Below are 20,899 nucleotides of genomic sequence, written 5' to 3' on the forward strand. Positions count from 1 at the left end.
TGTGCTGCTGGTACACACCGTCCACGAAAAGATCAGATAGGCGGTACAAGCGCGTCAGGAAGGCGCGCCTGTACACGTCATCACTTCTTCAGAATGAGCTTGCGTGCCTCCTTGGCCGCGTCGTCGAGCGCCGCTGGCGCCGAGAGTTTACTGCTCAACACCAGTTGCATTTTGTCCACGATCATCGCCGCGGCCTTCGTGCTGTTCTCGCCGGGAAATGCATACCAAGCCACCAGATTATTGAGTTGCCCCAGCGGAACGATGTAGTTCGGCTTTTCCCGATAAAGCTTCTGTAGCTGTGGATCCGATAGGGCGGCCGTGTTGATTGGCGTATAGCCGGTCATCGCCGCCATGATCGCCTGTGCGCGCGGGCTCGCGGCGAACTTGATGTATTTCCACGCTGCTTCCTGCCGAGCGGAGTCCCTGGTTAGCATCATCATTCCATTGCCGGCGGCCAAGGTCTTGCCGTCGTGAGCCAGGGGGATCGGCGTCATCGTAAGCATGAAATGCTGACCGATTTGCTGCTCGAAATCGGTGAGAAGGCTGCTGGACGTCAAGTAGATACCGATCTTGCCACCGGCAAAGGACTGACGGGCGTTGTCACGCGATAAGTCCATCATACCAGAATCTGCGGCGCGCGCTACGGTTTCCATAACGGCAAGCCCTTGCCGCTGGTCGAAGGCGATATCGTCCTCGCCCTTGGTCATCATCCTGCCGCCATGCGCAAAAAGCAGTATTTCAAAGGCCCACGCGCCATTCGCATTGTAGTCTATGTAGAACCCACTCACGTTCGGCTCCAGCTTTGAGATCTTCTTTGCCAAATCGAAAATACCGTCCCAGGTCGTGGGGAGCTTGGCAGGGTCTGCGCCAGCGCGGGCGAGAAGGGCATTATTGTAGAACAGCACTGGCGTCGTCAGCGAATAAGGGACGGCATAAGCTTTGTCACCGGACGATCCGATGTTTCGGATGGCATCGGCAACCCCCTGTTGAATCCAATCCGGTTCGGCCGAGATAAAGCGGTCGAGCGGTACGGCGAGGCCACGATCGACCAGCAGCCGTATATAATTTAGGCCCTGGTGGGAGACGTCGGGCGCATCGTTGATCAATTGGGCGCGCAAGGTACTTTGCAATAATTCGTCGTAGCTCTTCGCCGTTTCGAACTTGATTGTTATCTCCGGGTGCGCTTTCGTGAATTCAGCCGCGATTGCATTGTACATCGCGGAAAAATTGGCCGGCGAATAGCTCACGCGCAGTTCCAGCGCGTAAACCATGCTCGGTCTCGCGATAACAATCGAAAGCGCCAAGAACAAAGCCACCGCAAGCAGACGTCTCATCGTTAACCTCCAATCGAAACTACAGCGAGCAAGCGGCCTGAACTAGCCGCTCGTCGCGCGGGTACGCGTTTCTGCGGCATTTGCGCCGGTCAGCAGTGAAACAAGGAGCAGGCACCAGGCTTGAGCGTTTCCGATCGCTCTTCTGTCAACGACGCGTTGCCATTGGCCCTCCACATCTTATTACAACGATCAATTCCTTGACCTCTCGAACGCGCTCGCGAACGACTTCAAGAGGTTGATAGCGACATGCTGATGACATACATCGAAAAATCATATGAGAAACGCGCAACATCTGAACATGGCGCGCTATTGGCTCGCGTGATGATCATCGAATTACGATTGTCGGCGGAAGCAAGGGGCAAATTATCTTCGCGGCCGAATACCGGCGAAAAGTGAACACAGGACATGTCCGCGTAGCAAGGTCTGCTGCATTGGGAGATCGGCCGAACCGCGGCTAGCTCGGCTGAGTGACGGCTATGACTGGAGGAGTTCAGCTGGTCTCCGAAACAAGCGCGCAAATACCTGCTGCGCGAGCCGCTCGTTGGGGTGCTGTAAGCTAGGATCAGGCGTCGACTAAACCAATCAACTGCGAGGGGACGCCTTTGGCGTCACCCTCGCTTACGCCGAGATTAACTTCGTACGCATCACCGGCTCGCGCAGTCCTCCCGGGCTCTACGATCTCAGCTTATCCACTCTTGAGCGGCCTTCATCACGTATAACGCGAGCGACTCCGTTAGAAAAATATCGATGTAGACGCTGAGAAATTCAGGGCATGGCCGGTTTGGGGCGTATATGTGATGCTTGTCGGGTGATCGATATATGTCAGCCCCAAGCTGGCGTATATTCCGGGGCCAAGATGCGCAGTATATGTTCCGGAGATTGCTTTCGCGTCGCGATGAACGAGATTTCCTTTAGCCGCCGCAGCATCAATAGCAAATTTGCTCCAAACCGTGTCGGTAGCAACGAGCGAGATTTGATCCCTGGGCCGGCTATCAAAGAGTCCCTTCGCGTAAAGCCGTAGCTCATAATACCGAGTAACCTTATTGAGATCAGGCGGAGCGCCCATAACCGAGAATCCACCATAGATGCCACGCGATGCGGCGTCAGGGACATGGCTCTGCCAGAGTTGCCTGTCCGCAGCGACGTAATAGAGGCTATTCTCGTCAGCTCTCGGTTGGGTTGGATACGCCAAGTTCGTGTAGTGGCTGTTGTTGAAGCCAACACCCGCCCGCAACCAGGTCTCGGGTAAGCCGGGAGCCGCGCTGTTGCGATACCCGCTCTCGTCAAGCAACAGAATGCCCGCGTTCGCCGTACTCCAGGCTAAGCCCGTTGGGTTTGCAGATATATGCGCAAACACCCCGTTTGGACTGGTAGAGCGTTGGAATGATACCTTGTTATACAGCCGGTCATCGAAATGGTAAGTGAGGTTGAGAGTAGGTGTCGGCGCGGGCGCGAAGTTCATCCCTCCTTGATAAAGCACATTCGATGAGGGGCCGAAGACGTTCGCTCCTGGATTCCCTCCGACCACAGTGCCGGCCAACTCATATGAGTTCATGAGGTAGCCGACTTTGAGCTCGAGCTTCCTATCAAAAAAGGTTTGGTAGTAGGCAATCGTGTTGATTCCCCACCTATCCGGGCCTCCGGGCTGCCATGTCCAAGCTTGCTGCTCGGTTCCAACAATGATCTGACCGTCGGGAATCCCGTACCGGCTGAGATCATAGGTCACCATCATGTAATTTAAGGTGTAGAATGTCGGATTCTGTCCGCTATATAGTTGGTTTGCGATCGTGCTCTTGGCTGCATTCGGCAGCAGGTTGTTAACGTAGGTATTTTGCGTCCAAGCAATGTATCCGATCCCAATCTCTGCCAGCGCGGATCTGATGCCTCCTTTGTCCTGGACCGCCGTATCGGCTGGACCAGGTAAGTTGACCCCCAATCCCTTTATCCGAAGGTGTTCGAACTTTGCGAGGTGGTCGGCATTGGCCGTGATAGCTGCGGCTGGGCGAGCGCCAGGACGCACTGTTCGCTTTTCAGGAGTATCACTCCCAAGCTGGATCATCTTCTTTTGAGCGTTTCTCTTGGTGATCTCGCTCAGAGTGTCGCTATTCTGATTAGGCATATTGGTCGTTTGTGCCAACGCCGCTCCGGAAACCAAACTAGTTGTCAGGATACATGCAGCTGATAGCTTCGCTTTTCGAATGGTTCGGAAGCAGCACGTATGTCCTGATGCCGAGTAGGGCGGTCTTGCCTGATCATTTTGTCCATCGTTGTTTATCTTGACGCGCATAGAATCCCTCAGACGCGGTTAGAGCCGTTGCGCGCTGTGTTTGGCATCGCAACCGCAACTGGAGGATGACAGGCATCGGATAATTCGATGTGAGTGCCTGTAAGATGCGATGGCGCTAAGTATCGGGGATGCTACTGCGAGGGTGTACCCGTGCGACTGCGGAGCGAGATCACTCTACATGCGACCGGACCGTCCAAGTTATGGTGCGGAGGCAATCTGAGTGTGGTCAAGTGAAGGACACCCCGATTGGAAGGTTGTCCAGGGCAGGTCTTGACCTTTAGGATTATTCGACAGTGCATTTGAAGTTTAGCGCGTCATGACCTCGGTCGGAATGATGCACATTTGATCAGGCGTATATATTCGGGCGTCTGCTCAGTGCCTCAGCCGCTTGTGGCGACAATAGAAACGGCTGTCGCGCAATCGGACAAGTTCGGGCTTGGTCCGGTGTCGCGTCCATTTGGCCTCGAGCCGAGAATGTCGCCCTTTCGTTTTCTGCGCGAAAGGAGGCGTCTCGGTTGGTTCGGCACGACCGGCATCGGACCTAGATGTAAGCCAAAGCGGGGACTTCTCGCAGTCGGAATAAAGCAAATTAGCGCTTCCCCAGTGGTTGCTCCTGAGGTCGGGCTCTGCTCAAAACGAGATCGGTCAGCCAGTCAATAATAACATAACCTGAGGCGTCCTGGTACCGGTCTAGCAGGGCGTCAAGCTCCTTGGCGATCGTTGCGGCGCCAGACCTAGCGATCGCCATCCTTAAATGTCCTGATTGACAGTAGCCGCGAAACTGCACTGCGGTCGTCGTCTGGCGCCATTCCAGCTTGTAGCGTTCCACAGACACCAGATCGTGCCTCGAACGGAGTTCCGCTTCGAAATCAGCTTTCCCATAGTTGCCCCAGAAATCAGAGTAGTGGTCTCGACGAAATCCAGGGATGTAGCGCTCTTGAAGGCTGACGAAATCATCAAGAAATGCGCTTTCCTCGTGCCGATGCTTGTTCTGTAGGAGCAGCAATGTTCCCGAAGGCTTCAGCACCCGTGCAGCCTCTTGGTAGAATAGAGGCCGATCGAACCAGTTGGCCGCCGTTGCTGCCGTCACGAGTTCACATGAACGATCCGGGAGCGGAAGCATCTCAGCAAAGCCGGCGAGGACGTCGAGGCCATGAAACGTTGCGGATCGCTCCTTGGCAACGGCGGCCATATCGCAGTTTGGCTCAATACAGGTTAGGCGCTCAATGCTCGGAACCGACGCCATGAGCTGTCTGCTGAAAATCCCCGTACCCGCGCCCACGTCTGCGGCTGACCGCAGTGGCGCGAGTGCCGAGTGATAGCCCGTGAGGATATCAAAGACCGCGTGAGGATACCTCGGCCTATACTCGTCGTAGTCCAGAGCGGCGCCGTTATAGAGCTGCCATGTCACCCGTTCATTCATAGCGCCTCGAGCGGAGAATTAAACAAAGGAGAGCGGCGTTCCATCGCCCGGACGGAAGCCGGGCGGGAGTAGCTTCGAATCCGACTGATTGCGGGATGGCTCCTGCACGTTCAGGCCGACGAAGACCCAAAGGTACCCCGAATGCGGACGAATTCATCAAATCTGCGATCAGTGACGCCGTCTATCGTATCAAGCAGCGCTGAAGACGCAGACTATAAATACCAGTAGGTCAGGCCCGAGAGGGCAGGTGCGTACCCATTCCGGGTCGGGTTGTGGTGCGAATAGCGCCGCTCGCGATTGGTGGCGGGCCGTTTCGGAGATTTGTGACCGCACCAGCATCCGCGGCGCGTTAAGGAGTTAGGATTGCCATTACGGCAGTTGTAGAACCGGAGCAATTCGACAATGACGCATCATTGACCGGCTAGCGGCTAAGGTGAGGTCGTCCCGTTTGCATCCATGCCTTCAAAAGACAGGAGTTCGCCATGACTCATGTGCGGTATTTGTTCCGGTGGCGATCGCTCGGTAGATATCGATGAGCTGCCGTGTGATCGCTCCGGGTTGACCACTCCCTACCACCATGCGGTCGATCGAAGTCACCGGAGTGATTTCGGCACCGGTGCCGCAGTAGAACACCTCCTGGGCGAGGGTAAGTTCCGTCCGGTCGACATCGCGCTCGACCGTATCCACCCCAAGATATTCACGTGCTAACTGAATAACAGTCTGGCGTGTGATCGATTCCAGTATGTCGTTGGTTCCGCTTGGCGTGACCAACTGACCATCCCGAACCATGAAAACGCACATTGCTGGCGCCTCGGCCAATTTTCCCCTTGAATTAAGGAGAAAAGCGATATCGTACCCATCGAGTTTGGCTTGCATCATGGCCAATCGTGCGTTGTGATAGTTTGCATTGCATTTGATGCGGGCGGGCATGACGTTGTCCGGCATGCGCATCCAAGAACTGATCTGAGCAGATGCGCCGTCGACGGATTGTCGAGTGGCCTCGCGGGGCAAGGCTGTAATCGCCGTCCCCACGGGCCCTTTTGCAACCAACTCGCCATGCCCATCAATGAAAGCCATCATCCGAATATGCACCGTCGTGCGAAATGAATTTGCACGGCAGAGGTGGACAAGTGCCTCCATCAGCTTATCACAGGAGATCAGCTGATCGAACCTCATTGCCTTTTGCGAGAAGGCATATCGCTCGAGGTGCTCTGCAACACGAAAGAGGTACAATTGCTGGACGTTCTCGTTCCAATAGCCGCGTATTCCTTCGAACACACCAATGCCATACTTTGCCACGGGCGAGAATACATGCACCCTGGCTTCACCCCATGGGACAATTCGGCCATTGAGATACGCAAATTTTGGCGCCAACATCTTTGCCTACACCGATTGTGAGTTACCAGATCCGCGATTTAAGTCCGACTGAGGAGTAAGGCCGCTAGAACACTCAGTCCACGTCGGAGGTCCTCGTGGGTTGACGGAGCGATCAGCGATGCTCTGATGTTGTGCTCGACGTTGACGCCAAGTGTCGCAAACACTCCCGGATGTCTTAGGATTACGCCCTTGGTGCGAGCCGCTTGGATGAATGGCTCTGCTGTCCAGGGAGATGGCAAGTCGATCCAGACGTGTAGGGACGATTTGTTCGTGCGCATCACCCCTAGATCCCCAAGCATCTCCTGCGCAATGTCTTGCCGGGCCGCGATTTCCTTGGATATCTGTCCGACAATGTGACTTGCGGCACCACTTTCAATCAGGTGAGTAATAATCGCCGCCGATAACCCCGGTACAAACCAACTCGAGACGCTTGGTATTGGTCGAAGAAGATCGGCGAGGCTGTCGTCGGATGGTGCAACAAGATACGCAGTCCTCAATCCGATGCCCAAGCATTTTGAGACGCTCATCAGGTACCAAGTGAGGTCAGGAGCGATCGAAGCGAGCGGAGGGGGAGCGTTATTGGCTATAAGGCCATGCACGTCATCTTCGATAATGGAAACGGCGTACTTGCGGGCGACCCGAGCGATCCTCTGTCTGCGCTCAAGCGACATCATTGAAGTCGTCGGATTGTGACCTGTCGGGTTCATGTAAACGGCCGCCAAATTGTGAGCTTTGCATAATGACTCAAGGGAATCGTCACGCATGCCATCTTCGTCCATGTCAACTGGCAGAACGCTAATCCGCCCCAGCATTGCGAGTTGGCCGATCGCTGCATAAGTCAGCTTTTCCGCGGCAATTGCCGCTCCCTGGGGTACCAGTCGCGAGAACAGGACCATTAGCGTGTTCTGAGTGCCACCTGTCATCAGTAAGCGGTTAGGACTAGGGCGCGCGCCGAGCCGGTTCCTCAACCAATCGGCAGCGGCCTGTTTGTCTCGTGCACTCCCGTGGAAGCGATGGCGTTGTAATATGCTGGCAAGGTCCGGTGCGCGCGCCGCCGCAGTGAGGCTTTCTTCGATATGTTCGCGGAAAGCTGGCACGTGAGGAGCCCATGTTCGCGTCATATCAATCGGCGCCGTCGTTTCACCACCAGACATTCAACTCTCCTCGGCCCACCGATACCGCATTACATCAAAGCTGTGGCTATTAGCCGGTTCTACGCCGGCAAGGGTTAGAAGCGAGGTCCGGGATGCGACTTCTGCTGTGGAATCGACGGCTCCGCTTCTGCCCGAAATGCCGCGTTCCCTGGCCAGCTGCAGTTGCTCCTGTGAGCAACAGCAGGCCTCTAAGACTATCAGGGTTCTCGGACGTAACTGGGATTGCTTTGACGACCCCTGCCAGAGCCTCATCAGCACAAGCATGGGGAATCTGCTGGCCCGTAGGAGCCGCTGCATAGAAGACGCTCTGCCGCTCAGAATGGCTATCATCGCGCGCCGCCAATGAACGAGATCGGACATCAAGGGTGCACCTCCGGGCGATTGAAGCGCGGCACAATCTAAGCTCCGCGGATCCGATTTGGTGAAGAACAATTCCCGCTGCATTTCGCCCTTAGTAGCGGCTGGCGTATAGGATATCTAAATGGCATCTTTCAAGAAACATGTCAGCCGGCGACAGTTGGTGGAGTAGAGAGCGCAATTGTTCGTCGAATTCATTTCTTCTCTGCGTTAGTACACCTGGACAGGCCTTTGATGTGGAATACATGTATTGGACGAGTTTCTCGGAAGTCCACGATACCATGTAAGGGATGTGGCTTCCCGTGACGTTCGAAAACCTCGATTGGCGCAGAACAGCTTCGTGGTCCACGCGCAATTCGCGGCGCTTATCGCCACGTCCGGCGGGAAAAGAGCCTCCCCACCAAGTGTGCACGAAGTCCCAGATCCTGTTCCACCAATCACTCGGCGTGGTCTCGTCGCGAACTCTTGTGATGATCGCGACCTTGCCGGACAAAAGCAGGCGACGATCAAGCGTCTCCAGAACGAGCGAGCGGTCCATCCAGTGAAAGGCACTCGCGATCGTGGCCCCTTGGTAGCCGGTCAACCCCGGATCCATCTCCTCGGCGGTGCTTTCAATCACTGAAATGTTGAGGAGGCCGCGTTCAGATGAAAGTCGGTCGGCCTCGCCCAGCATGGCGCGATTGGGATCGACGCAGTCCACATGTTTCACGCTGGGAGCAAGTCCAAGTCCGATCTGTCCGGTACCACATCCAAGATCAAGTACCCGACTGTCAGGTGTTAGAAGAAGATGCTCGCTGAGCGATCTGAAGAGTTCGTGCGGGTACTCAGGTTGATAGCGAGCATAGTAAAACGCTGCTCCCTCAAAGATGCCGCTTGCTAACATCCAGCTCTCCTTTCGGCTGCTTAAGCGCCCAAATCCGCATCTGACGTCTCTCGGTTAATTGCAAAGATCTAGAGCTCCGTACCCATACGACCCGCGACACGCTGGTTAGCTTAGACCTCGCAATCCCAGAGCCAATGAAGCGATGACGGAAAATATCGAGATTGCGACGTACATGGTCTTATTCGGCGCTGCGACGCGAATTGGCGCAACGTGTAGTGCTGCGAGCAAGACAAAAGTGCTGAGCGTGAAGTGTACGAAAAGCCCATCGGAAACCAACGGTCGAGCAAGGAAAATGATCGCCATCACAGGAATGTCGTATGATAATGGGAGTCCCAAAAAACGGTCGTCGCGTAAGCGGCCGAAATTGTCAAAGTAGCTGAGCCTAATTGCTCCCGCTGCGAGCAGGGCGGTCGCGGTGGCTAGGGCAAAACCCGAGGCTCCGCTGAGTTGAATTAGGATTGCCGCGGGCAAAACGGCTCCGTAGATGAGGTCAGCAAACCCGTCGAGGCTCTTTCCCATCTTGGCAACATCTGGGTGGCGATTTTTCGTGTGAGCTGCCACTATTCCGTCGAGGTGGTCGGACAGGACAGCCCAAAGTGCTGTCGCGATCGACAGTTCAAGGCGATTGGATAGGGCAAGAAACAGACTGACGGACGAAAAGAGAAGGCCGCCAGTTGTTATGGCGTTCGCCGGATCCCAAAGATATTTGAGCATCGAGTTCTCACATTTTGCGAGGCATGCCTCGACCTTGCACTCCCCTGAAAAGGCGCTCTGCGACTTGCAGATCTTCAGCGGTGTCGATTTCGTACCATCTGACATGGTCGCACCGCGTAGTGGCGAGCTGCAGGCCGCGCAGTTCAATAAGGTACGAAAGGAGCTCCTCAATGTAGGCCTGGGTCGCTCCGGACCCTATGATCTGGTCCAGCGCTGGAAACAATCGTCGCCTTGAGGGTCGGAGCTGAAAGTCGCAGTAGGTTCATCGTTTTGAAAAGCCGTGGCCCACTCGCCGCCAAGTTTGCTCCGGTTTGCCTCATACGGAACTCAGAGATGAGGCCGCGATCCGTCAGCAGGACTGCCGAGCCTTCCATCGATTCTTCGAAGGGAACGATTGCTGCCGCGTCGGTCGCCTGGCTGTGCAGAAGATCTCGCAGTACGTCCTCCTCGAAGAACACATCGCCCTCGAGGAGAAAGCAATCTCCGGAAAGCAGCGCGTCACGCGCGAGCCACAATGAATAGACGCTTCCTGTGCGGTCGAAAGCCGATGATTCCACATAGTTGATTGCAAGCGTGCCGAAGCGATGCCCGCAGGCGTATTGAATAGCATGCTTGCGATAACCGACCACGAGCGTCACCTCTTCGACGCCGACGGCTTCCAGATTTCGGAGCGCGTTGTAGATAATCGGCGTACCGTTGACTTCGACCAAGGGCTTCGGCCGGAGGTCCGTCAGCGGTCGAAGGCGAGAGCCGACGCCTGCGGCGAGAATGATTGCTTTCTTGATAGTCATTTGGTCGCAGCAGCCGCCGAGTTATGGGTGGTTCGTTCAAAGCGTCCGTCTATTCGCCGCACATCTGGCAGTAGTTAGAGCAACAAGCGTCCATTGTTGGACTAAGCCGCCTGACTTGGACCGTGAATGCCCCTAATGCTGCGGTTTGTTAGGATGGAGGTACCGCGCTTCAGCCTCGGCGAGTTCATCGTAGCTGAACAGTTGAAAAAGATCTTCGAGGGGGGTGATATCGGGCTCGATGGTCGCAACGCTCTGTTCAGCGAAGATGCGGCCGCAGACCCGACGCATTGCGGCGGCTGCCGCTCGCATGGAGTGATTGGCCCAAATGACCGTCGAGATGTCGACGCGACGATACTCGCAGGTCGGTGTCCGATAGTATTTCGTTGGAACGATCACGACCGGCAACCTGTTCTGCCAAGCATCCGAGAACGAAAGGATTTCGTCTGCGGAGCTGCTTCGGGAGTGAATTAGGATCGCATCGGCTCCGGCTTCCCGGTATGCGTGAGCGCGTGCGATTGCTTCGTGCATTCCGTGGCCGGCGATTAATGCTTCGATCCGGGCCACAAGGACGAGCTCGTTCGCAACTGTGTCCTTCACGGCGCGCAAGCGTCCACAGAATTCGTCAACGTCCGCGAGGGGGTGACGGTCGCCAACAAACGAGTTTAGCTTCGGAAAGCAGCTGTCTTCCAGCGCAACACCCGCCGCGCCGCGCTCACGGAGCTTGCGAGCCAGCAGGCGGGCATTGTTGAAGTTCCCGAACCCGCCATCGCCGTCGACAAGGACCGGAAGTCGGCTTGAATCCACGATCCGCTCAACGGCGCCGACAAGGTGGCTCCACGATGCTTCGTTTGCATCGCGGTAACCTAGAGAACAGGCAATCGACAGACCGGAAGCCCACAAGCCCTTGAAACCTGCTCGCTCGGCGATTGCGGCGGACAGACCGTCGTGCGCTTCCATGAGAAAGGAGAGCGCGCTGCTGCAGCAAACCTCAGCACGCAGAGCATCAGCTCGAGTGAGATCGAGGGGTTGTTTATACCCATCGGCGAGGAGAGATGGTGAATGATCCTGCAATCGAACCGTGCCTCGGGCCCAACGTTATCCCACTTCGAGCGTGACACGTTTCTGGCTTCTTGATCAATTGAGAGAACTGGTAGGTGAGATCATAGAACGTCTCGCTGCGGATGATATTTGCGTTAAGCCTGCGAACGCATTCCACCTCGAGATTAGACAGATGCAGATGAACCGACGAGTTCTTTGAGTTGCGCTCTCTTTTCCGTCGTGAACTGGACCCAGATAGGAAGGTCGCTGGCGCGTCCTTGGAATCTCTCCTCTTGTGTCGTCGTTCGGAACGACTAAGGACGACTCATGTTCAGCTGTATAGCGATGTAACACGCATCGAGCGGAAGCAATGATCGGCGGATGTTGTCGTCCCACACAGGCTGCGAAGAAAGCCTCTGGGCTGCCTAGTTGAAGGGTTGAAGTGGGCACGCTGAAGAAATCGGCTGGCGGCGTTTGGACCTGCGACGATGAACGAGTGCCCCCGGCTTCGAGTGGGTAGCAGGTGCAGAAGAACGATCACATTGTTATGTTCTGCAGTTCACGGGCTGGGAATATCAAGCTCGATCTCACGCGTCGCTTCGATGATGCTCTCTGGATGGTGTCCGTTCTTGAAGAGAGCGTATTTCAGGGCTTCAGCGCGGTTGACAAAAAGCCCGCCAAACGCGCCCTGTTGTTCACGGGCAACCCAGTTGCCGGCCCGATTTTTACCGACGAACACAATCTGCGGAGCGCAGTCACTTGAATGGGAGGCGAGGACCTGAATCATCATGTCCTTTCGGTGAGATGACAGCTCACATTCATGTGGAACAATCCATTTCGGAGGTGCTCCGGCTAGGGATCGTAAAGCGATTGTTGAGCTTTGGTGCTACTTACATCGCGGCATTCGAGAACCAGCATCTACGACTTTAAAGTGTGGCTATTGGCCACCAGTCGGCTGTGGCCTTCGCTGGGTGGCAAGTATTCATCAACCTAGAAGGAATAGCTCAAACGGGAACGGAGATCTCCTATCAGATCTGAGAAGAGAAGAGAGATTCCGCGACGATGCGCTGTCCGAGCGCGCCAGCGGCGAAAAGTACCGTGTGTGGGGGCCAGGCGATGCGGTCGATACTTAGGGGGGCTTTAATACGCCCTCACCACTCCGGCTGTTTGCAGGTCTTCATTGATTCGGAAGCGAGGATGTTCACCTGCGGCGCATAGTTTATTAGGCCGGCAACGCTGTCGCGAGATACGCGGTCGCGCAAGCGTCTGTCCTTCGCATTCCGACAGCTGCTGGTATGCAAGGTGAGTGACGGTACGCTCGTTCCCTGATCCACTGCCGTCACTCGCGTGCTTCGCGGAATTCCGCCGTCCCGCATCTTCATCGGCGCAAACGGGGTGGCAGAACGACGATCTTGTCACGCTCCGATTTCCGCAAGGCGGCTTGCTAAGTTTGTCGATCGACACGTAAATCTCGCATCACATCAAGCGTTCTGTGAAGCCGGAATTCTGCTCAATTAGGACGGTGCACGCGTTGAATCTGCGGCCGTGAGCGCCACCGAAAGAAGCTTACCCGTCTTTCGGAGGTAAGCATCGGGCGGGCCGGCCGTCGAGGGCTGCGTCCCGTTCACGGTCTCTGACAATCGAAATCACCGGCGCCGGTTGCAGACGACGGGTGGTCCGGCGCGGCGCTCGCCGAGGTCAGCTTCGCAACCAATCATATGGAGTGTCGGTCCAGAGCAGGAGCTGGCAGTCCGTTTTTACGCATGGAGAACAATTACGCTCTCAATCCGCTGATCCGGGCCAGTGCTTTCCTTGTCCAGTCAGAAGAATGCCAAACACTCTTGCCATGTGCGCGCGCCACACCCCGATCTCTGCGGTAGTCGAAAAGTAGCCTCTCCGGAGGGGCGCAACGTCAGTCCTATGTCTACCGAAGACGTTGGACCTTGGATGCGGCTGCCGCTTCGCCAGTTTGGGCTGCAACCGAGGCCGCCCCTCCCGACGCGACGTCGCTGCGAAGACGCGAACTGCGTAGCGCCGAGGAGATCGCTGCTGACCTCTACGAGATTACATGGGAAGTTTCAAGAGCAGGACAGATGCTCGTGCGACGCAAACTGGCTATTTGTGGATCTGGTAGACAGAAGGATTGGTTCGCGCTGGCGTAGCTAGAACCAGAATTCCGAGCCTGAGATTACTTGCCGGGCCTACCTTGACTGCCTGCCCTCTTCACAGGGGACGTCATGCATGCGCCGCCCACTCCCATTAACGAAGCGGGCTGGGGCGGTGCTGACGCAGCGGAAAATGTGATGATCAATATACAAGATGCGACGGCCCTCGGGTGGTCGGCAGCGGCCGAACTCGTTGGGGCTAAGGAGCAGGATCTTGCTTTGATCCCAACGTTAGCGCGCTTCTTATAGCAAATATTGATAGCTAAGAGGACCAGCCGGTTGGTAGTTTGACTGCTCACGTGCTCGGCAAATCGCCTCTAGGTAACCCGATGATCGGTTACGCACCACCAGCTACACGCCGCAAGGGATCCATTGATTCGTGACGGTGTGGTCTTTCTCGGAGCGAATTGCCTCAACTTCGCGTCGCAAGAACCCAGGGGACGCAGAAACGCCAGTCGCGAGTTGCTAACTCGCCTGTTCTTCGCCGAGAGTGCGGACTGATGAGGACGCATAGGCAGCTGAGACGAGCTTGTAGCAACAGCATGCTTTCTCTTCGAGCAATTTGTGTTCATCGATCTGCAAGACGCCCCGCATCTTGCGAATGAGCCCTTGCTCCTCAAAGCGGATCAAGGTTTCGGTCACACCCGCGCGGCGCAGCCCCAGCACCGAGGAAAGGTAATCGTGGGTCACTGGCAGCACGCGGGCATCAACAGCTTCACTAGCAAGGCAAAGCCAGCTCGCGAGGCGCTGTTCACGATGGTGCCGAACCCCGCACAACCCTGTCTGGACGCACTGAAATGTCAGCGCTTGCACGTACTCAAAAAGATGGTCTCTGATCTCCGGATGCACCTTCATGATCCGACGAAGATCATCGACGCGAGTTCTGTACGCGCTTCCGGGGAAGACGACGACAGATTGGTTGCTCGAAAGATGTGCTCCCCACAAGAAAGACGTGCCGACGACGCCTCGATAGCCTATGACTGCCGTTTCGAGCATACTGCCCGCGGTAACAACTCTAAGCGAGACGAGGCCGCTCTCTACAAAGTAGACGTGCTCGACCGGCCTTTTTGGCTCTTGCAGAACCATCCGTTCTTTCAAGGCGACCGGCTTGAGGCACTCCCCTATGGCCGCAAGCTGTTGGATAGGAAGACGAGCCAGGATTGCGTTCTTCACAAGGGGCCGTTTCGCAGGACGCACCGGAAGAGAACGCAGAGGCTCCGGTGGTGTGCCAGGCTGCTGCTTGAGAGCTCTATCTTGAGAGCAGTCGATCACTTCGAAAGAGGGCACGCGATCAGTCATGGTCCCTCTCCTGATAGAGGCTTTTGCTAGCCGCGCCTGACCGCAACGAGAACGTGACTCCGACTATAGCCAACATCTTCATTTGATTGATGCAACGAGTATCTCATCGGCGCCCGAATCCTGCGTTCACGGGCCTGTCTTCGGCGAATTTCGACCAAGCGAATGGACGCGTTCGCGCCGGCTCGGAGGCGAGGCGCCACATTCTTGCTTTTGCACCTTATCGCTAGCGATACGATAATTGCGCCAACGAGATTGCGATGAGACCGGGCTCTACATGTGTCTTTTGTTGCTATGCTGATTGACATTCCAAAGAACCCACCGGAGTGTTAACCGCAGATGGCGGTCGCGACGATCGCGCGCATCAGGACAATCAATCCTTTGGGGGAAGCTCAACCGGAACAGCAAATCCAACCTTTACGCGATCCAATATGACTGCACTCTTAAAGCCCTTGATGTCGCGATTCTCGTAGAAGAAGCGCCGGTGAACTGCTCGTATTCCTCCATGGACGGCGCGGTAATGTACAGGACGAAGTCGGCATCGCCCGTGACGTAAAAGCCGTTGACGACGTCGATTGATGATTTGATGGCTTTTTCAAACCTATCGATGATATCGGCTTTCTCGCTCCTAGGTCACCAGTGCAAGCACTTGAATAGGTCGTCCGACCGCCCTCGGCGACAAAACCGAAACGTCGGCCTGGATGATGCCCTCCGAGCGGAGCCTCTTCAACCGTCGTTGGCAGGCGGTGGGAGAGATCCCCGCCATCTCGCCAATCACATCTGAAGTCAGACGATTATTCTTTTGCACGATCTCGAGAATGCGGGCATCTATCCGGTCGTACTTCATAACCACCCCCGGCCTGAGACGAATTTCACCGCGAGATGATCACTCCGCGCAGGAAATCCTCGACTGTGAAAAATACGAGGAAATCTTCCGTGACAAAGGCCCAACGTGGATGGGTATTGATCAAAAGTGGGGAGGAGGGGCCTTGCCAGGCATTCTGCGGCGCGGCAGGGAGCGAAGCCGCAAAGCCGGGCCTTTCCGATAAGATCGGGGCCTTCGTTTTCGACAAAGATGTGAACCAAAGTGAAGCTGAAACGCAACCGAACCGCGCCGCGCGATAAGTTCGGCTCAAACGGCATCTTGATTGAGGTTAGACAGCTACTCGCCCGCTGACGGGCGCGCCGTCAAGGCGCTGTTTTGCCTCTGAGAGGACCAACCTCTGGCTTGACTTCGTCCTCGAGCTCGATAACAGCCGCCGAGCTTCCGCCATGGCGTTCCTGTTAGCCGTTGATGCAAGCTCGCTAGGTGGAGATTGCCCCCTGGTCAGCTGTTCTCCTTTAGTGTCTCCATTTTGCAAAGATCGAAACGGTCCTGGCGTCCTTCGCCGCGAGAAGATGCCCGACGCAGCTGTTGATGTGCTTTCCGACGATGAGGACTTCCAGTGCGTCGTCGAGGTGCCGAACTCGCGCGCCTTACGCGGGATATGCCGGATGCCTCAGGGCGGTACAGCGCCTTGCCGGCGGGCCGGGATCCACCATCACCCACATGTAAGCGCACCGCCGCGGCCAGACTGAAAAAGGATCGAAGATCTTGATCTCTTGCGGCGTTGCCGATAGCCGCCGCCGGAGCTGCGACCGTCCTTCCAATGTTCGTTGAGGCAAACGAAGCAACTTTCCTCCTCAGGGAGGAAACGCGCGACCAAACCGCCCGCCACCCAGTGCGTCGCGTAGCCGAGCACGTACGGTACGCCGAATTTTGCAATAGTGCGCCAGCGCTAGTTGTACCTCTGTCGATGCCGAAGCATCGATCACCACGTCGGCTTCGCGCAAGGTCGAACACAGGCGCGAGCACATTGACTGAATTATGCGGGAGCGCTGCGGGCGTCGGTGGCGGTCTCGCCCTGACGCGCGGGCATGAACTTAGCTTTGTGACGAGATCGTTCAACTTTACCTGATCACCGTAGGCGAGAGTTCATATGCAGCGCTCGAACCCCTGGAAAGAATCATCTGCTCCTATCCCAAATGGGACTGGCTGCCACGTCGGGATCAGGTAGTTCTACTGGTGATTGAGTGAGACACTTCGAGAAGTGGTTTTCGACAATTGATTCCACACACGGAGAAATCCAATGGACGTCAAAAAGCTCTCGGTGAAAGAAGCGGCGGCGGCAGCCGCTAAATGTGCCGCCACGGCCGCTCAATGCGCCGCTACGGCTGCCAAATGTGCGGCGACTGCGGCGCATGCCCAGGCAAAGGCAGCGACGGCCCGATGCGCGGCCACCGCGGCGCGGTGCGCTGCAACCGCAGCGAGATGCGCCGCAACCGCGGCGAAGTGCGCGGCGGATCATCCCTAACTGACCGATCCTAATCCGGCGTGGCCTTGGCGCGTCGCCTTTGCGGGGCCGCCAAGGCTATTGGAGGTCTCGGAAATGAGCGTTCCGCGCTTGGGCGTTGGGCTTCAGTTTAACCCGGAATTAATTGGATGGTTTCCGTTTCTGAGCCAGCCCCTTGACGCGCTGGAAGTACTCTTCGACTCGGTCATGAGCCCTCTTGATGGGCCGGGTCTTGTATCTCCCCGCGCCATCGATCTCATGCGCGACATTATGGATAAATATCCGCTCCTCGGACATTCGAACTACGGCGGTGACTTTGGCTTCGACGATCTGATGAGCACAGCGGCGGTACGACGGCACGTTCCGCTGTCTCAGAAATTCAACGTTGCTTCGGTCGCCAACCACTGTTTCTACGGCGATGCCTCCTGGTCCGACGTTTGGAGCAGTCCGTTACAATTCTCGCGGGCTGAATCTGTTCGTGTGGCGGCGAGGGCGCGCGCGCTTCAAGATCTTTACGGCGTTCCGCTCGCGCACGAAAACGCTGCGTACTACCGCGTATGCCCCGGTAGCGATTTGCCCGAAGAGGAATTCCTCGCGCGAATGCTTGAATTATCAGGCACCTACCTGCACCTGGACTTGCACAATCTCTACGCGAACGAGCAGAACCACCGCGCGAGGGGGTATTCCATCCGTCGGTTTCTGAGCACCATTCCGCTCGATCGCATCATCACTATTCATATGGCGGGAGGGCGGTGGATCAAGGGTCAATATCACGATCTTCACGATACCCAGGTTGCAGAGGCAGTTTGGGACCTGCTCGATGATGTTCTGTCGCGTGCGCGGCCTGGCGCCGTCATCCTCGAATATGAGACCCAATCTCTCTACTGCGATGGAGAAATGGCGGATACCGGGCGTACCACCGATCTAATCCTCTCGGACCTCGAACGGGGACGTAAGGCGTGGGATCGCGCCTACGGGCGGGCGAGCAGACGTACGACGCGCAGCGAGGCTGCCTAGTGGACGCGCGGCTGGTCTGGGATACGTGGCGGCGCGTGCTGAGAGACGATCGCCTCGCGAATTGGGTCGTGAATCCCAACTCGAGGACCGAAGATGCCCATGGCTGCACGGCGGATGAGCTTGCAATCCTGGTGGACTATGCGGGAACTCCCGCGCCGACCGAATCCAACATTGGCATGTATCGTCGCGGATTGGTCAGGAATGCTCTGGGTGCGCTAGACCTTGTCCCGCTTACGCGCCGGCTCCTGCACGCGAGTGGGCTGGATGTTGAAGCGGTTGCCTCGGAATTTGTGCAGTCAGGCGGTTACGCGGACAATGGGCCTTACTTCTGGCGAACGGCAGCATGTTTTGTCGCATTTTTGGCCGGTCGTGCGGAGTTCTTCTCCCGCCCGCACCAGGATGTGCTTGCGATCGACGCGGCCGGCGTTGCGCTTGCGCGCCGGCTCGGCGAAGCCGCTCCCCTGATATGGCCCAATACCGCGGCGGAGGCTTTCTCGGCAGAGAGCCCGAGCAGGAATTTGCAGTCAATCCGCTTCGTCGCCCATCCAGCGGCGACGATGATCTCGTCATCCTATGATCTCACCCCATGGATTGAGAATCCGTTTGACTTCGACCCCAGCCAGGACCTCGAAGCCTCTCCACGACATTGGCTGATCTATGTTCCGGTCGCTGAATCCCCCCATGAATATGCGGAGCTTTCGCAGCGAGCTGCCCGCCTCTTTGATGTTCTTCGTGTCCCAAAGAGCTTGGTGGAATTGTCGACGGCCCTGGACGATGTCGCCCAAGCTGATGTGCTCGCGTTAATCGATTCTCTGGCGGGGCTCGGTGTCATCGTAAGCGGATCGGATAATCAACCTAACCCGTCGAAAAGTGCAATTGCCTCCCGAAAAGGAACGCATGCCGTAGATGAGCTCCCTCTTGCTTCACACCTGATCTGCGGCGGCGCGCCCCATGAAGCTGCTTGAGCGCCTTAAGACCTCCAGACCGGACAGCCTTTCCAAGAAGCTGCCGGACGATGCATTTGTCATGCTCGACCCGGCTGTCGAGGTTCTGGATGCCGAGATTGCCGAACATCGATTGCTCAGTCACGGTTACCTCGAGATCGGCATGGTCGTGCCACCTGGGGAGGGCCTGGTGGATTTTGTCACCACGCTCAGCAACGAGCCTGTTAATGTGGCAGTTCTACGCGCTCAATTCGACGATCAGTCCATGATTGACGAGATGCTGGCTTCGCTCCGCCAGCACGGCTTTATGCACATTACCTCGCAAACAAAGCCGTCGACCGAGGAGCTTGAGCATCTGCGACGCATTGCGGAATGTGCACGCACCGCAAGCTTGCGCCGCTCCATCGTAATCGACCTCGATGGTGAGATTTCGCTTGAGCAGATCTCCACGCGCCTGAAGGACGAAACGCATCCGCCGGAGTTGCTGCTGCGTTGCGCGCAGCTGGCAGATTATAAGTTGACTTTGAGTGAACTGGCGCGCCTTCGCCAGAAAGGCATTGTTCGAATGCACCAGACGGTGGTGCAAACGCAATGCCTGGCGAGCGACAATGAACTCCGGCGTTCCCTCATTCGTCTCGGTGCCGCGGTCTACCTGGACGGAATTTCTTGGCCGGCGCCGAACCATCCGATTGCCGGGCTTGAGGAGATGGTTCGCGATTGCGTCGCCATCCATCTGCTCATGACTCCCGACCTGTCGATCATGGACGAGGCTGAGCGGAGGCGCGTTCTAACCTGGGCGACCTCGGCCTTCATCTCAGGTCTGTGCTTACGGCTTGATCCGGACGCTCTCTGGCCCGCCGGAGATGCCGCTGAAGATGATTTTGATGCCATTTTCAAAGCGGTCCGCGCAATCGAGAACGCGCTCGGTGACGTCCTGATCGTCAATTTGCCGAGCGATGAAGTGTTGCTAGGCAATGCGGCGTCTTCTACGTCTCCCGGCCGGGTGTCGGATTTTGCAAAGCGTTTTCGAGCCGCGTACTTGCGATGGCGTCTGCCTTTGTTGAAGGCATGTGAGAACGACAATAGCTGGAGCCAGGTACCTGAAGTCGAAGACAAGCTGGTCCGTGCGCAAGAGGATCTGCTTCCGAATCACCCGGAACTGCTGCTGCTCAAGCCCGGGAGCATCGTGGTCGACGTCTGCGGCGGGCTCGGACGCGTCGCACGACGCTTGTCGCCGGCTGTTGGGGAAGACGGACTCGTCATTTCCGTCGAGATGTTTCGCTGCCTGAGCGATCGGGCGCGCCGGTTCGCCTGTGAACGAAACTTCACAAATCTCGATTTTCGCCCTGGTCTCGCGCAGCGTCTCGCTCTGCCCGATGCGTCAGTTGATGCGGCCGTCAACGAATGGACCGGGGGCATTTGGGAACTGGGACTCGGAGCCAGTATGGTCAAAGAAATGGCGAGGGTCGTACGGCCCGGAGGCCGCATCGCGGTCACCCATCGGCTCGTGCAGCTTCATCTCGCTTCGCTGCGGCAGCCATGGGTCCAGTATGACGAAATCTATGCGTGGATTCGCGAAGCCTTCGTGCATCCGGATCTGACGATCATCGCGGAACGCATCTGGGGTCAAATCGTCCCGTCGCTCATAGGCGAGCATGCAACCCTTTGGCGTAAGCAGTATATGCCGCGCCTGATAAATCCCTACGACGTAATCTACAGATACGACGACAGTCCAGATACGCGCGCCGACGTTTATCTTACCGTCATCGCGCAACGGCGATGATCT

The 20,899-nt window shown here is 56.7% G+C and carries 14 protein-coding genes and 2 pseudogenes; 4 read left to right on the top strand and 12 right to left on the bottom strand.

Annotated elements, in window-relative coordinates; all coding sequences use genetic code 11:
- Nucleotides 1–80: 80 nt before the first annotated feature.
- Nucleotides 81–1,334 (bottom strand): ABC transporter substrate-binding protein, encoded by a 1,254-nt coding sequence (locus ABIA45_RS36795; RefSeq protein ID WP_404655329.1) that lies wholly within the window; start codon nucleotides 1,332–1,334, stop codon nucleotides 81–83.
- 246 nt (nucleotides 1,335–1,580) lie between these two features.
- On the opposite strand from ABIA45_RS36795, the gene ABIA45_RS36800 reads away from it, so the two are divergent.
- On the top strand, nucleotides 1,581–1,730 hold the full coding sequence (locus ABIA45_RS36800) for a hypothetical protein (RefSeq protein WP_404655330.1): 150 nt from the start codon (nucleotides 1,581–1,583) through the stop codon (nucleotides 1,728–1,730).
- Nucleotides 1,731–2,067: 337 nt separating this feature from the next.
- Here the strand turns inward: ABIA45_RS36800 and ABIA45_RS36805 are convergent, their stop codons facing one another.
- From ABIA45_RS36805 to ABIA45_RS36855, 11 genes and pseudogenes are all read right to left on the bottom strand, one after another.
- Nucleotides 2,068–3,471, bottom strand: a complete 1,404-nt coding sequence (locus ABIA45_RS36805) for a carbohydrate porin (protein WP_404655332.1) — start codon at nucleotides 3,469–3,471, stop codon at nucleotides 2,068–2,070.
- 739 nt (nucleotides 3,472–4,210) lie between these two features.
- Entirely contained in the window at nucleotides 4,211–5,044 is an 834-nt protein-coding gene (locus ABIA45_RS36810; protein ID WP_404655333.1) for a class I SAM-dependent methyltransferase, read from the bottom strand.
- Between the two features lie 462 nt (nucleotides 5,045–5,506).
- The gene (gene ilvE / locus ABIA45_RS36815) at nucleotides 5,507–6,421 is read right to left on the bottom strand and encodes a branched-chain-amino-acid transaminase (RefSeq protein WP_404655334.1); all 915 of its coding nucleotides are present in this window, start codon (nucleotides 6,419–6,421) and stop codon (nucleotides 5,507–5,509) included.
- Between the two features lie 38 nt (nucleotides 6,422–6,459).
- Nucleotides 6,460–7,575 (bottom strand): PLP-dependent aminotransferase family protein, encoded by a 1,116-nt coding sequence (locus ABIA45_RS36820; protein WP_404655335.1) that lies wholly within the window; start codon nucleotides 7,573–7,575, stop codon nucleotides 6,460–6,462.
- A 451-nt stretch (nucleotides 7,576–8,026) separates the two neighbouring features.
- The gene (locus ABIA45_RS36825) at nucleotides 8,027–8,815 is read right to left on the bottom strand and encodes a class I SAM-dependent methyltransferase (RefSeq protein ID WP_404655337.1); all 789 of its coding nucleotides are present in this window, start codon (nucleotides 8,813–8,815) and stop codon (nucleotides 8,027–8,029) included.
- A 105-nt stretch (nucleotides 8,816–8,920) separates the two neighbouring features.
- Nucleotides 8,921–9,529, bottom strand: a complete 609-nt coding sequence (locus ABIA45_RS36830; RefSeq protein ID WP_404655338.1) for a CDP-alcohol phosphatidyltransferase family protein — start codon at nucleotides 9,527–9,529, stop codon at nucleotides 8,921–8,923.
- A 7-nt stretch (nucleotides 9,530–9,536) separates the two neighbouring features.
- Nucleotides 9,537–10,320: pseudogene (locus ABIA45_RS36835) on the bottom strand (phosphocholine cytidylyltransferase family protein).
- A 132-nt stretch (nucleotides 10,321–10,452) separates the two neighbouring features.
- Complete coding sequence (gene aepX, locus ABIA45_RS36840; RefSeq protein WP_404655847.1) at nucleotides 10,453–11,319, bottom strand: phosphoenolpyruvate mutase; 867 nt, start codon at nucleotides 11,317–11,319, stop codon at nucleotides 10,453–10,455.
- Between the two features lie 598 nt (nucleotides 11,320–11,917).
- Nucleotides 11,918–12,148: a hypothetical protein gene (locus ABIA45_RS36845; protein WP_404655340.1), complete on the bottom strand. Its 231-nt coding sequence runs from the start codon at nucleotides 12,146–12,148 to the stop codon at nucleotides 11,918–11,920.
- Nucleotides 12,149–13,988: 1,840 nt separating this feature from the next.
- On the bottom strand, nucleotides 13,989–14,822 hold the full coding sequence (locus ABIA45_RS36850) for a Crp/Fnr family transcriptional regulator (protein WP_404655341.1): 834 nt from the start codon (nucleotides 14,820–14,822) through the stop codon (nucleotides 13,989–13,991).
- A 370-nt stretch (nucleotides 14,823–15,192) separates the two neighbouring features.
- A pseudogene (locus tag ABIA45_RS36855) lies at nucleotides 15,193–15,666 on the bottom strand (Lrp/AsnC family transcriptional regulator).
- Nucleotides 15,667–17,248: 1,582 nt separating this feature from the next.
- Between ABIA45_RS36855 and ABIA45_RS36860 the strand changes: the two are divergent.
- From ABIA45_RS36860 to ABIA45_RS36870, 3 genes are read left to right on the top strand one after another with little or no spacing between them, the layout of a single operon-like run.
- Nucleotides 17,249–18,169 (top strand): DUF692 family multinuclear iron-containing protein, encoded by a 921-nt coding sequence (locus ABIA45_RS36860; protein ID WP_404655342.1) that lies wholly within the window; start codon nucleotides 17,249–17,251, stop codon nucleotides 18,167–18,169.
- Nucleotides 18,169–19,134: a hypothetical protein gene (locus ABIA45_RS36865; RefSeq protein WP_404655343.1), complete on the top strand. Its 966-nt coding sequence runs from the start codon at nucleotides 18,169–18,171 to the stop codon at nucleotides 19,132–19,134. Before ABIA45_RS36860 ends, ABIA45_RS36865 begins: the two co-directional genes overlap by 1 nt.
- Nucleotides 19,121–20,896, top strand: coding sequence for a class I SAM-dependent methyltransferase (locus ABIA45_RS36870; protein ID WP_404655344.1), 1,776 nt, complete (start codon nucleotides 19,121–19,123; stop codon nucleotides 20,894–20,896). The genes ABIA45_RS36865 and ABIA45_RS36870 overlap by 14 nt, the downstream gene beginning before the upstream one ends.
- Nucleotides 20,897–20,899: the final 3 nt, after the last annotated feature.

The sequence above is a fragment of the Bradyrhizobium sp. USDA 336 genome (genome assembly GCF_044908355.1).
Lineage (GTDB): Bacteria > Pseudomonadota > Alphaproteobacteria > Rhizobiales > Xanthobacteraceae > Bradyrhizobium > Bradyrhizobium yuanmingense.

What these genes read in the sequence shown, in the direction of transcription:
- ABIA45_RS36795 (WP_404655329.1), bottom strand. Translation starts at nt 1,334, where the DNA reads ATGAGACGTCTGCTTGCGGTGGCTTTGTTCTTGGCGCTTTCGATTGTT.
- ABIA45_RS36800 (WP_404655330.1), top strand. Translation starts at nt 1,581, where the DNA reads ATGCTGATGACATACATCGAAAAATCATATGAGAAACGCGCAACATCT.
- ABIA45_RS36810 (WP_404655333.1), bottom strand. Translation starts at nt 5,044, where the DNA reads ATGAATGAACGGGTGACATGGCAGCTCTATAACGGCGCCGCTCTGGAC.
- ilvE (WP_404655334.1), bottom strand. Translation starts at nt 6,421, where the DNA reads ATGTTGGCGCCAAAATTTGCGTATCTCAATGGCCGAATTGTCCCATGG.
- ABIA45_RS36820 (WP_404655335.1), bottom strand. Translation starts at nt 7,575, where the DNA reads ATGTCTGGTGGTGAAACGACGGCGCCGATTGATATGACGCGAACATGG.
- ABIA45_RS36825 (WP_404655337.1), bottom strand. Translation starts at nt 8,815, where the DNA reads ATGTTAGCAAGCGGCATCTTTGAGGGAGCAGCGTTTTACTATGCTCGC.
- ABIA45_RS36830 (WP_404655338.1), bottom strand. Translation starts at nt 9,529, where the DNA reads ATGCTCAAATATCTTTGGGATCCGGCGAACGCCATAACAACTGGCGGC.
- ABIA45_RS36845 (WP_404655340.1), bottom strand. Translation starts at nt 12,148, where the DNA reads ATGATGATTCAGGTCCTCGCCTCCCATTCAAGTGACTGCGCTCCGCAG.
- ABIA45_RS36850 (WP_404655341.1), bottom strand. Translation starts at nt 14,822, where the DNA reads ATGACTGATCGCGTGCCCTCTTTCGAAGTGATCGACTGCTCTCAAGAT.
- ABIA45_RS36860 (WP_404655342.1), top strand. Translation starts at nt 17,249, where the DNA reads ATGAGCGTTCCGCGCTTGGGCGTTGGGCTTCAGTTTAACCCGGAATTA.
- ABIA45_RS36870 (WP_404655344.1), top strand. Translation starts at nt 19,121, where the DNA reads ATGAAGCTGCTTGAGCGCCTTAAGACCTCCAGACCGGACAGCCTTTCC.